The 11,959-nt window shown below is 69.4% G+C and carries 11 protein-coding genes; 6 read left to right on the forward strand and 5 right to left on the reverse strand.

Features of this window, described 5'->3' with window-relative positions:
* The gene (gene msrA / locus ACQP2E_RS03785) at positions 1 to 663 is read right to left on the reverse strand and encodes a peptide-methionine (S)-S-oxide reductase MsrA (RefSeq protein ID WP_433828486.1); all 663 of its coding nucleotides are present in this window, start codon (positions 661 to 663) and stop codon (positions 1 to 3) included.
* Between the two features lie 2 nt (positions 664 to 665).
* Positions 666 to 1,112: an HIT family protein gene (locus tag ACQP2E_RS03790; RefSeq protein WP_433828487.1), complete on the reverse strand. Its 447-nt coding sequence runs from the start codon at positions 1,110 to 1,112 to the stop codon at positions 666 to 668.
* Between the two features lie 24 nt (positions 1,113 to 1,136).
* Between ACQP2E_RS03790 and ACQP2E_RS03795 the strand changes: the two genes are divergently transcribed.
* Genes ACQP2E_RS03795 through ilvA form a run of 3 tightly spaced genes read left to right on the forward strand, consistent with a single transcriptional unit; the run spans position 1,137 to position 4,935 of the window.
* The gene (locus tag ACQP2E_RS03795) at positions 1,137 to 2,288 is read left to right on the forward strand and encodes a cystathionine gamma-synthase (RefSeq protein WP_433828488.1); all 1,152 of its coding nucleotides are present in this window, start codon (positions 1,137 to 1,139) and stop codon (positions 2,286 to 2,288) included.
* Between the two features lie 24 nt (positions 2,289 to 2,312).
* Entirely contained in the window at positions 2,313 to 3,668 is a 1,356-nt protein-coding gene (locus tag ACQP2E_RS03800) for an amidase (protein WP_433828489.1), read from the forward strand.
* A gap of 25 nt (positions 3,669 to 3,693) precedes the next feature.
* Positions 3,694 to 4,935, forward strand: a complete 1,242-nt coding sequence (gene ilvA, locus ACQP2E_RS03805; protein WP_433828490.1) for a threonine ammonia-lyase — start codon at positions 3,694 to 3,696, stop codon at positions 4,933 to 4,935.
* Positions 4,936 to 5,347: 412 nt separating this feature from the next.
* Here the strand turns inward: ilvA and greA are convergent, their stop codons facing one another.
* Complete coding sequence (gene greA, locus ACQP2E_RS03810; RefSeq protein ID WP_433828492.1) at positions 5,348 to 5,842, reverse strand: transcription elongation factor GreA; 495 nt, start codon at positions 5,840 to 5,842, stop codon at positions 5,348 to 5,350.
* A 153-nt stretch (positions 5,843 to 5,995) separates the two neighbouring features.
* Positions 5,996 to 6,472 carry a DUF4307 domain-containing protein gene (locus tag ACQP2E_RS03815; protein WP_433828493.1) on the reverse strand — a complete coding sequence of 159 codons (477 nt, stop codon included), beginning with the start codon at positions 6,470 to 6,472 and terminating at the stop codon, positions 5,996 to 5,998.
* Positions 6,473 to 6,526: 54 nt separating this feature from the next.
* Here ACQP2E_RS03815 and mca point away from each other — a divergent pair, with 54 nt between their 5' ends.
* The 3 genes from mca to ACQP2E_RS03830 all read left to right on the forward strand — a co-directional run bounded on the left by mca (position 6,527) and on the right by ACQP2E_RS03830 (position 10,519).
* The gene (gene mca / locus ACQP2E_RS03820) at positions 6,527 to 7,408 is read left to right on the forward strand and encodes a mycothiol conjugate amidase Mca (RefSeq protein ID WP_433828494.1); all 882 of its coding nucleotides are present in this window, start codon (positions 6,527 to 6,529) and stop codon (positions 7,406 to 7,408) included.
* Positions 7,409 to 7,425: 17 nt separating this feature from the next.
* Entirely contained in the window at positions 7,426 to 7,776 is a 351-nt protein-coding gene (locus tag ACQP2E_RS03825; protein WP_433828495.1) for a hypothetical protein, read from the forward strand.
* Between the two features lie 238 nt (positions 7,777 to 8,014).
* Positions 8,015 to 10,519, forward strand: coding sequence for a putative bifunctional diguanylate cyclase/phosphodiesterase (locus ACQP2E_RS03830; protein WP_433828496.1), 2,505 nt, complete (start codon positions 8,015 to 8,017; stop codon positions 10,517 to 10,519).
* A gap of 26 nt (positions 10,520 to 10,545) precedes the next feature.
* Here the strand turns inward: ACQP2E_RS03830 and ACQP2E_RS03835 are convergent, their stop codons facing one another.
* Positions 10,546 to 11,826 carry an ATP-binding protein gene (locus tag ACQP2E_RS03835; RefSeq protein ID WP_433828497.1) on the reverse strand — a complete coding sequence of 427 codons (1,281 nt, stop codon included), beginning with the start codon at positions 11,824 to 11,826 and terminating at the stop codon, positions 10,546 to 10,548.
* Positions 11,827 to 11,959: the final 133 nt, after the last annotated feature.

The following is an 11,959-nucleotide window of genomic DNA, read 5'->3' on the forward strand; positions in this document are numbered from 1 at the left end:
TCAGTGGGCGGTCTTGGCGACGCCGATCGGGCAGGTCATGCCGTTCGGGCCGTGGTTGCAGTAGCCGTACGGGTTCTTCGCGTCGGACAGGTACTGCTGGTGGTAGTCCTCGGCGTAGTAGTACTTCGTCAGCGGCTTGATCTCGGTGGTGATGGCGCCGTGGCCGGCCGCTGTCACCACCGGCTGGAAGGCCTCCAGCGATGCCTGCGCGACGGAGGCCTGCGCCTCGGTCGTCGTGTAGATCGCCGACCGGTACTGGGTGCCGCGGTCGTTGCCCTGGCGCATGCCCTGGGTCGGGTCGTGGTTCTCCCAGAACGCCTTCAGCAGATCCTCGTACGAGATCTTGCTGGGGTCGTAGACGACCTGGACCACCTCGGTGTGCCCGGTCGTGCCGGAGCAGGTCTCCTCGTACGTGGGGTTGGTGGTGAACCCTCCGGCGTAACCGGCTGAGGTCGAGTGGACCCCCGGCAACCGCCAGAAGATGCGCTCCACGCCCCAGAAACAGCCCATTCCGAAGACGGCGGTCTCGTACCCGGCCGGCCAGGGGCCCTTCATCGGGGTGCCCAGCACGGTGTGGGTCGACGCTACCTGGATCTCGGCGTCGCGGCCGGGCAGGGCGGAGTCGGCGGTGGGCAGGTCGAGCTTCTTGTACCGCAGGAACACGGTCACTCCCTTCGTCCAGTTTCTGCAACGTCGAGGGACCGATATTCATTACCAACTTTGGCGGCGTACTCAAGGGCTTCGTCGTCGCTCGCGTACTTGTGCCTTGGCCAGAAGAATCCGCGGAGGCCATCACCCTTGGTACGCGGGACGACGTGGCTGTGCAGGTGCGGCACCGACTGGGAGACGATGTTGTTCATCGCGACGAAGGTGCCCTGGGCGCCGAGCGCGGCGGGAACGGCAGCGGACAGCAGCTGCACAAAACGGAAATATCCGCTTAAGTCGGACTCGGGTAGGTCGGGCAGCTGCACCACGTGTGCCCGTGGAACAACCAGGACGTGACCCTTGAAAACCGGGCGAATGTCCAGGAAAGCCACCCCGGCCGGGACCGAGGCGACAGTGAATGCCGGGACGGTGCCCGCCACGATGCCACAGAACACGCAGTCCGCCACCACGTGAGACTAGCCTTGCGCTACATGACGGCTAACCAGTACGGGTTCGACACCCTTGCCATCCACGCCGGCCAGGATCCGGATCCGCGGACCGGCGCGGTGGTGCCTCCGATCTACCAGACCAGCACCTACGCCCAGGACGCCGTCGGCGCTCCTCGCCTGGGTTACGAGTACAGCCGATCCAGCAACCCGACCAGGGACGCGCTCCAGGAGTGCCTCGCCGCGATCGAGGGCGGACGGCGCGGGCTCGCTTTCGCGAGCGGTCTCGCGGCCGAGGACACCCTCTTGCGTACGGTCTGCCGGCCGGGCGACCACGTGGTGATCCCGAACGACGCGTACGGCGGCACGTACCGGCTCTTCGCGAAGGTCGCGGAGCGGTGGGGCCTCGACTGGACCGCGGTGCCGCTCGACGACATCGACGCGGTGCGTGCCGCGTTCCGGCCCGGGCACACCCGGCTGATCTGGGCCGAGACGCCGACCAACCCGCTGCTCAACATCGCCGACATCCCGCTGCTGGCGGGCCTGGCGCACGAGTACGACGCGCTGCTCGCCGTGGACAACACGTTCGCCTCGCCGTACCTGCAGCAGCCGCTCGGCCTCGGCGCCGACGTGGTGATCTACTCGACGACCAAGTACATCGGCGGCCACTCCGACGTGGTGGGCGGCGCGCTGATCACCGCGGACACCGGCTTCGGCGACGAGCTGGCCTTCCACCAGAACGCCATGGGCGGCGTGAACGGTCCCTTCGACGCGTGGCTCACCCTTCGAGGGATCAAGACCCTTGGGGTACGCATGGACCGGCACTGTGACAACGCGGAGCGGATCGCCGGTTACCTGAGCGAGCACCGTGCCGTGTCCCAGGTTCTCTACCCGGGTCTGGACACGCACCCCGGGCACGAGGTCGCGGCCAAGCAGATGAGCCGGTTCGGCGGCATGGTCTCGTTCCGCGCGGCCGGCGGTGCGGAGAAGGCGATCGAGATCTGCAACCGGGCGAAGCTCTTCGTGCTCGCCGAGTCGCTCGGTGGAGTCGAATCGCTCATCGAACACCCGGGACAGATGACACATCTGTCGGCTGCGGGCTCAGCGCTTGAAGTTCCCGCCGATCTCGTGCGACTGTCTGTCGGCATCGAAACCGTTGACGATCTGCTCGCCGACCTCGAGCAGGCACTCGGATAAGACCGACGCTGGAGAATCTGCGCGATGACGACGACCTGGGTGGGAGCGACCGCCAAACAGATCGCACGTGCGGTGCGCCGCGGCGACGCGAGTGCCACCCAGGTCGTTGCCGACCATCTGGAACAGATCGCCATCTCCGATCCAGAGCTGGGCGCGTTCCGGGTGGTCCGCGGCGTCGAGGCGATCACCGAGGCGGAGAAGGTCGACGACCAGGAGGACCTGGCGAACCTTCCGCTGGCCGGTGTGCCGGTGGCGGTCAAGGAGAACACCGCAGTGGCCGGGCTTCCGACGTGGCACGGCAGCGCTGTTGCGCGTACCCCTGAGGTGGCTGAAGAGGACCACGAAGTGGTCCGGAGGCTGCGCGGAGCCGGCGCCGTCGTGGTCGGGGTGACCAAGATGCCGGAGATGGGTCTCTGGGCCACCAGCGACGACGAGAGCGGCGCCGCCCGCAACCCGTGGGACCTGGAGCGGACCCCTGGTGGGTCGTCCGGTGGATCGGCGGCCGCGGTGGCGGCCGGGCTCGTGCCGATCGCGCAGGGCAACGACGGCCTCGGCTCGATCCGGATTCCGGCGGCCTGCTGCGGCCTGGTCGGGCTGAAGCCGGGCCGTGGTGTTGTCCCGGTCGACTTCGGTGACAAGGACTGGTTCGGCCTGGTCGAGAACGGCGTGCTGACCAGCACGGTCGCCGACGCCGCGCTGGGCTTCTCGGTGCTGGCCGGGCTGACCCCGCAGGCGCTGAAGGAGCCGGGCCGGCTGCGGGTCGGCATCTCGCTGCGCTCGCCGGTGGCCGGGGTGAAACCGGACGAGCCGAACGTCGGCGCTGTCACCACTGCCTCGAAACTGCTCACCGCGGCGGGCCACGACACGGTCACCGCCGACCCGACGTACCCGACGGGTGTGGCGCTTGGGGTGCTCGCCACCTGGTTCGCGGGCGCTTATGTGAACTCGGAAGGGTTGCCGGTCAAGGATCTGCAGCCGCGTACCCAGCGGCACATCGCGCTCGGCAAAGCCGCGATGCGGGCCGGGCTGGTCCGCCAGTCGCAGCGTGACGCGTGGCGCGAGCGGTGCATCCGGTTTTTCGCCGACAACTCGATCGACCTGCTGCTCACCCCGGCGCTGGCCACCGCGCCGCCGCCGGCCGTGCTGTACTCGGGCATCTCCTGGTGGAAGAACATGCAGGCCAACGCGGCGTACGCGCCGTACCAGGCGCCGTGGAACTACTCCGGCCTGCCGGCGATCGTGGTGCCGGTCGGTTCCCGGCCGGACGGGTTGCCGCTCGCGGTCCAGCTCGTGGGCCCGCCGGACTCGGAGATGCTGTTGCTCTCGGTGGCCGGGCAGTTCGAACTTCAGAACCCCTGGCAGCGGCAGAACCTGGTCTGAGGGGGCAGTGGCACGATTGGTGCCCATGACCGCACCACTGGACCTGCTCTCCCTCTCCGACGTCGAAGCCGCCCGCGAACTGCTGTCCGAGGTGGCCAAGACGACGCCGCTGATCACCTCCCGGCCGCTCACCGAGATCACCGGGGTTCCGGTCTGGCTCAAGTGTGAGAACCAGCAGCGTGCCGGGTCGTACAAGGTGCGCGGCGCGTACACCCGGATCGCCCGTCTCTCCGGCGACGAGCGCGCCCGCGGCGTGGTCGCCGCCTCCGCCGGCAACCACGCGCAGGGTGTGGCGCTCGCGGCGGGCCTGCTCGGCACCCGGGCCACGGTCTTCATGCCGGAGGGCGCGCCACTGCCCAAGGTCTCGGCCACCAAGGGGTACGGCGCGGCGGTCGAGTACGCCGGGACCAGCGTGGACGACGCCCTGGAAGCGGCACACGAGTTCGCCCGCAGCACCGGGGCGATCCTGATCCACCCGTTCGACCACCCCGACGTGATCGCCGGGCAGGGCACTGTCGCGCTGGAGATCCTGGAACAGTGCCCGGAGGCCGCCACGATCATCACGGCGGTCGGCGGCGGCGGGTTGATCTCCGGCATCGCGGTGGCGGCCAAGGCGCTGCGGCCGGACATCCGAGTCGTCGGGGTGCAGGCGAGTGGCGCGGCCGCGTACCCTCCCTCGCTCGCCGCCGGCGCGCCGCGGAAGCTTGCGGCAGGCGCGACGATCGCGGACGGCATCGCCGTCCTGCGTCCCGGTGACCTCACGTTCGCGCACGTCGAGAAGCTGGTTGACGAGATCGTCACGGTCTCCGACGAGGACCTGTCGGCGGCTCTGCTGATCCTGCTGGAACGTCACAAGACCGTGGTGGAGCCGGCCGGCGCGGCGGCCGTCGCGGCGCTGCTGACCGGCGCATACGTGCCTCCGCGCGGCGGGCCGGTGGTGGCGATCCTCTCCGGCGGCAACATCGACCCGATGCTGCTTCTCCGGGTGATCGAGCACGGGCTCGCGTCGGCCGGGCGGTTCCTGCGGCTCGCGGTGCGCTGCGCGGACCGGCCGGGTCAGCTGGCCCGGCTGCTGGGGGAGATCGCCGAGCAGCGGGCGAACATCGTCGACGTCTCGCACTCCCGGCAGAGCCCCCGGCTCAGCTTCGGCGAGGTCGAGGTGGCGCTCTCGGTGGAGACGCGCGGGCCGGCCCACTCGTCCGCGCTGATCGGTGCCCTGCGCGAGGCGGGTTACCGAGTGGCCCTGCTGGCCGACGCCACGCCCTGACGGGCCCGGCAATTCACCGAGCGAGCTCGGGCACTTCGTGAACGGCGACGTCCGGCGTGGGCTGCTCACCCCGTCGGCGCGCAGCACGCTGGGACATGTTGACACTGTGGTGCGCCGGGAAGCTCGGGCGAAGCTGGGGGCGCAGGCCTGGCGAGCGGCGTCCGATCAGGCGCGGGCCGGCCTGGAGTCGAGCACGAAGGTGGCGGCGTTGCGGCAGCTCAGCCGGCGTACCGAAGTCTCGCTTTTCGCTTCGCACCCGTCGGCCGGGCTGCGGGCCGGGCTGACAGCTTCACGGCCGGCGCAACCGGCCGCGGTGGAGCTGACCGGACCGGAATCGGTCCGGATGGACGACGAGCTCGCGGCGCACTATGAGCGGGCACGTCGCGAGCTCGCGGTGAGCCGACGAGCGAGGTCAGCCCTCGAAAGCGCCGAACTTGACGACGGTGACCTTGATGTCGGCGCCGCTGGGGGCCGTGTAGGTCACGGTCTGGCCGGAGCGGGCGCCGAGGATCGACTTGCCGAGGGCCGATTCCGGGCTGTAGACGGTGAGGTCGGTCGTGGAGGAGATCTCCCGCGAGCCGAGCAGGAACGTCTCGGTGTCGGCCTGGTCGTCGTCGAAGTAGATGGTGACGACCGAGCCGGGCGTGACGGAGTCGGCGACCTGTGCCTCGCCGACCTCGGAGTTGCGCAGGAACTCCTTGAGGTACAGGATCCGGCCCTCCTCGCGGCTCTGCTCCTCGCGAGCCGCGTGGTAGCCGCCGTTTTCCCGGAGGTCGCCCTCTTCGCGCCGCGCGTTGATCTCCGCGGCTATGGCGGGCCGGTTGGCGATCAACTGGTCGAGCTCGGCCTGGAGCCGGTCGTAAGCGTCCTGGGAGAGCCAGGTCTTCGGCGCCTCGGAACTGGGCACGGTCGATCTCCTTGCTGGTACTGGGCAGTTCTGGAGAGAACTGGGCAGGGTCAGGACACACCGCCGAAAAGCAGCATGTTCAACGCAGCGAATCACCAAGCTTACCAGCGGTGTGCGGGGCGCCCGGAATGTGAAATCGCGTCAGCTTGTGGATCAACCGCCGGCGCGGCAGCCCATCACGTCGCCCACGGAAGCCTGCGCGGTGGTCGGCACCGACTCGCTGACCTCGGCCGAGCCGCCACCGGGTGGGGCCTGCACGACGACCGTGCGGCGGCCGACCTCGAAGCCGTCGTAGTCCCGGGCCCGCAGCATGCAGCTGGCGCTGCCGTCGTCCGGCAGCAGGACCCGGAACTGGATGACCAGCTCGGTGGGCGTGGGGTCGTTCCAGCCGATGATCTGCGGGTCGTAATCGCCCTCGCCGAACTTGTTGTAGTACTGCAGCGAGAGGGCCACCACACCGATGCCGAACAGCACGGTGACGAGGATCGGCAGCCAGCGGCGGCGTGAACCCTCCCGGCGGCGGCCGTAACGGCCGGCGGGGAAGACCGGTGCTGTGGCGTGCGTCTCGCTCACCTGACGACCTCTCGTGCGTTTGTTGTCGGTGGGATCGGCCAGAATGGCAGAGTCCATCTTCGCAGCCGATCCTGGGCCGCCGTCGGCAGGCCTGGTCGAGAGGGTAATAACGTGGCCGAGCAGTTGCGCCTGATGACCGTGCACGCCCACCCCGACGACGAGTCGAGCAAGGGCGCCGCCACCATGGCGAAATATGTCGCCGAGGGGGTCCAGGTCCTTGTCGCGACCTGTACCGGCGGTGAGCGCGGCAGCGTGCTCAACCCGAAGATGGACCGGCCCGAGGTGCTCGCGGACATCGCCAACATCCGCCGCGCCGAGATGGTCAAGGCGCGCGAGATCCTCGGCGTCGACCAGGCCTGGCTCGGCTTCGTCGACTCCGGGCTGCCCGAGGGCGACCCGCTGCCGCCGCTGCCCGAGGGCTGCTTCGGCCTGCAGGACCCGCACGAGGCGGCCAAGCCGCTGATCAAGCTGATCCGCGAGTTCCGGCCGCAGGTCATCACGACGTACGACGAGAACGGCGGATACCCGCACCCCGACCACATCATGTGCCACAAGGTGTCGGTGATCGCCTTCGACGCGGCCGGCGACCCGGAACTCTACCCGGAGCTGGGTGAGCCGTGGCAGCCGTCGAAGCTGTACTACAACTCCGGCTGGACCCGGGCGCGGATGCTGGCGCTGCACGAGGGGATGCTGGCGGCAGGGCTCGAGTCGCCGTACACGGAGTGGCTGGAGAAAGCGTCCGAGCGGCAGGACCGTGGCGACAAGCTCACCACGCGGATCGAGTGCGGTGACTACTTCTCGATCCGGGACGACGCGCTGCGCGCTCACGCCACCCAGGTCGACCCGGACGGTTTCTGGTTCCACATCCCGCTGGAGCTGCAGCAGAAGGTGTGGCCGACCGAGGACTTCGAGCTGGCGCGCTCTCTGGTGGACAGCCCGATTCCGGAGTCCGACCTGTTCGCGGGCATCCGGGAGAAAGTCGACGCCCACTGAGGCAGTACGCTGAGGGCGTGGACGTCTTCGCTGTCAACAACTTCGGTGACACCCGTTCGGGCGGCTTGGCCGGCCCGATGGGGCTGTTCCTCATCGTCCTCATGTGTGTTGCGACGGTGCTGCTGATCCGCAACATGAACAAGCGCATTCGTCGGCTTCCCGACAGTTTCTCGCCTCCGGCCGATCGCGAACGTGTGGCGGAGATCGCTCGTCTCGATGCTGATCTCGAGCGTTCCGGCGCCGCGGCCGCGAGCGACGTCGAAGCGGGTCGATCGGCTGCTCCGGTGACCTTGGAGGAACCCGAGGTGGCGGGCGTGGACGACGAGAAACGTGACTCCACTTCAGGTGGCGGAGCGGCCCGCGCCTGACGGCGCGGGCACGTGATGCCGGCCCGGTGGTGTGGACCCGGATGGGCCGAGTGTCCCGGTCTCGGGTCCGTCAAGCCCTGTTGCGTTCATCGGTATTGATTTAGCCTTCCGCCGGGGGCCATACGGCCCCTGGACCCTGCGCGGAAGGGGGCGCCGAGATGACACCTTTCCGGCGCGAACTCTCCGCGAAGCATCTGCACGTGCATCTTCCTGTGCATGCCCGGTGCGGGACGCTCTCATGACCGCCGAGCAGTTCCACCACCCCTCCTGGCTCGCCCGGCCGCGTCCGGTGCGCCTGCTGACCGTCGCCGTCGTGATCGCTGCCGTCGCTGCCGTCGTGCTCGGTGTCCTGCAACCGGTGGATTCCCCGGCCGGGCGGCCGCTCTCCGCCGTCGACGGCATCTGCGTCGCGGCGGTCCTCGCGGCGATCGCGCAGCTGGCCGGCCTCCGGTTCCGCCTCGGCCCGGACGCGGTCTCGGTCAGCTGGGCCGAAGCAGCAGTGGTGGTCGGCTTCGTCGTCGCGCCGGCCGGCTGGCTGCCCGCCGCGACCCTGGCCGGCACCGGAGCGGCCTGGCTGCTGCTCGCCTGGTTCACCGGCCTGCGCAACGCGGCCGAGATCGTCCACCTCGTCGCTTCGATGACTCTCGGCGTGGCCGGCGCTGCCCTGGTCACCTCGCTGCTGGCCGGCGACGCCCCGATCGGCGGCGCACGGCTGCCACTCGCCCTGGTCGCCGGCGCCGCCACCTACTTGCTGATCACGTTCGGCCTGGTCGTGCTCACGCTGGTGCTGCACCGCGACGCCGCGCCGGGCCGGATCGCCACCCGGGTTCTCTACGCCAAGCTGCCGATGTCCGTCGGCAACGTGCTGGTCGGCCTCGGCGCGGTCTTCGCCCTGATCCGTGAGCCGCTCTGGCTGCTTGCCTTCGGGCCCGCGCTCTGGCTGCTGCACCGGACGTACCGCTTCCACCTGCGCGCCGCCGAGGAACGCCGGATGTGGGAAGCCTTCGCGACCGCCACCGCCCGTCTGCCCGGCGCCAGCGAGGCCGAGGTGGCCCGGGCCGGGCTGCGCGGCGCCCTCGACGTCTTCGGGGCCCGCCGCGCTGAGCTGGAGGTGCGGCTCGGCAGCGGCCACCGCCGTTACTCGCAGGACGGCCCCGGGCAGAACGACACCGCCGCAGCCCGATCCGGGCCGGCCATCACCCGCAGCATGGCTGTCGCCGGGCACCCGGTCGGCGAGCTCACCGTCTGGCTCGGCGAGCCCAGCATGCCGGTGCCGCAGGACGAGGCGGCCATCGTGGCGTACGGGGAAGCGCTGGCCGGAGCCCTGCACGACGCGGCCGCACACCAGCGGATCGCGGAGCTGGACGCCCGCGCCGCACACGACCGGGTGCACGACCGGCTCACCGGGCTGCTCAACCGGTCCGCCTTCGCCGAACAGGGCGATCTGCTGCTGCGCTCGGTCGACAGGGGTCAGCACGTCGCCCTGCTGCTGCTCGACGTGGTGGACTTCCGCGAGGTCAACCGCACTCTCGGACATCGGGGCGGCGACGAGGTGCTGCGGCTCGTCGCGGAACGGCTCACCGAGCTGGCCCGGCCGCTTGAGCTGGTCTCGCGTACCGGGGATGACGAGTTCGCGCTGCTGCTCCCGGCGATGGCCGCGCTCGGTGAGCCGGCCGGGCGGGTGGGCGGTTCGATGCCACCGGCACTGCGCCGGGCCCGGGAACTGGTCGAGCAGCTGCGGCTGCCGATGGAGGTCGCCGGGGTACGCCTCGCCGTCGAGGTGACCGTCGGCGTCGTGGCCGAGCAGCCGGGCCGGATCGAGGTGAGCGAGCTGCTCCGGCGGGCTTCGCTCGCGGTCGGCCGGGCCAAGGAGCTGGGCCTCACCGTCGGGACGTACGACAGCAGTCAGGACGCCAGCAGCACCGACCACCTGGCGCTGCTCGCCGAGCTCCAGGACGCGTTCGCCGCCGACGACCAGATCGTGCTGCACCTGCAGCCCGCCGTCGATCTGGTGACCGCCGCACCGACCGGTGTGGAGGCGCTGGTCCGCTGGCGGCACCCGCGCCGCGGACAGCTCTCGCCGGGCGCCTTCCTGCCCGCTGTGGAACGCAGCGAGCTGCTCATCCCGTTCACCAGGCGGGTGCTCGACCTGGCGCTCGCCGCAGCCGCCGACTGGACCGCGAACGGCATCAACATCCCGGTCTCGGTCAACGTTTCGGCGCGCAGCCTCACCGACCCGACGTTCCCGGCCCAGGTCACCGAGGCGCTGCGCCGCCATCGGACGCCGGCCTCCCGCCTCGTGCTGGAGATCACCGAGTCGGTCGCGGTGAGCGAGCAGGAGGTCGTCGACGAGGTGCTGGCCCGGCTGCGTGCCTCCGGCGTGCAGATGTCGCTCGACGACTTCGGCACCGGGTTCTCGTCGCTCGCCTCGGTCACCCGGATCCCGGTCGACGAGATCAAGATCGACCGGTCGTTCGTGGACGAGATGATCGACAAGCCGGCCGCCGGCGCCGTGGTGCGCGGTGCGGTCGAGCTGGGGGCGCGCCTCGGCGTCCGGGTCGTCGCCGAGGGCATCGAGACGATCGAGCAGCGGGCCGCCCTGATCGAGCTGGGCTGCCCGACCGCGCAGGGCTACCACTTCTGCAAGCCGATGCCGGCCGACAAGATCGTTCAGGCGCTGACGCAGCTGATGGAGGACGCGCCAGCGCCGGTGACGCGACTGCGGGCTGACGGCGCTTCCTGATCCGGCGTGAGCGGCTTGGTGGGCGGCTATTGGTCGATTGGCGTCCAAAGGCGGTCGACCGGCATGACGTGGATGCGGTCCTCGTAGGTGAACGATCGCAGGCCTGTGCTGAGTGCAACGCCGGCGATGAACTTGTTGCCGAGCGCGTCTCGGAGCTTACGGAGGCCTTTGAGGTCGGTGCCCGCGATGCGTTCGTTTGCCTTGACTTCGAAGGCGAGGACCTGGCCGTCATCGAACTCGATGACGTAGTCAACCTCGTCGCCGTCGTGGGTGCGCCAGTGTCCTGTGGAGACCTGCTCGTCCAGCCAGGAGACCTGCTTGCGAAGCTCGCCGACGACGAAAGTTTCGAGTAAGTGACCGAATTCCGCCAAGGCGGTGGGATCGAGGGAGGCGAGCTTGGCCGGTGTGACTCGCATCAGTCGAGCGGCCACGCCGGTGTCGATGACGTGCACCTTCGGCGATGCGACGGACCGCGCACGCAACGTTTTACCCCAGGCAGGAAGCCGGTCGATGAGGAAGAGGTCTTCGAGGAGCCGGACGTAGTCCTCGATGGTTTTACGTTCCGCGGTGAGTCCCTCGGACGCCTTGGTCAGATTCAGCACCTGTCCGGTTCGCCCGGCAAGTCGGCCTAGAAGCTCGCGCAGCATGTGGCGTTGGCGTATCCGGACAAGCTCGATGGCGTCACGTTCCAAGGACTGGCGGATGTAGTCGTCGAACCACCGATCGCGTGCGGTGCCGATCCGACGCAGGGCCAGCGGGAATCCTCCGGCGCAGAGCCGATCGACATATTCCGTTCGGATGGTGGTGGACGACGGCCGGGCGGCGACGGCCGCATCGGGATCTGCTCGGAGTGCTGGTACGAAGTCCTCGCGGACACCGCCGATTTCTCCTTGGGAAAGCGGCCAGATGGTCATCGTGTGCAGCCGGCCGGTGAGTGCTTGCGCCGTGCGGGGCAGAGCATCCTGGCGAGTTGATCCGGTAAGCACGGCGGTGCCCGGCAGAGTGCCTTCGTGGTTGAGGCGTGCTTTCAACGCGTCGAGGATCTCCGGAGCATGCTGATATTCGTCCACGCACAGCAAGTTCTGCGTCGCGACGGCTGTCTGCGGGTTGGCCACTACGGCATCTCGAATGCCCGGATTATCCAGGTCTAGGATGGATACGCCCCGAGCGCGGGCCAAGCCGCTCAATACGGTGGATTTGCCGACGGAGCGCGGGCCATGTAGGGCGATGACCGGCTCCACCTGGAGCAAGTCGTTGAGCAGCGCAGAGACACGCCGTTCCGCAATTCCGGCGAGTGGCCCCGTCATGCTGTCTCCCCGGTGGTCGTGCGATACCAAATTCTGGAAAATGAAAGTACCAAAATTTGAGCAATGCAACCGCCAAAATTTTAGCCTGCGGGATACCGAATCTTGAGGTGTGCTGACGTGCTACCTCTGACCT

This window comes from Actinoplanes sp. CA-015351 (assembly GCF_050955685.1).
Classification (GTDB): domain Bacteria; phylum Actinomycetota; class Actinomycetes; order Mycobacteriales; family Micromonosporaceae; genus Actinoplanes.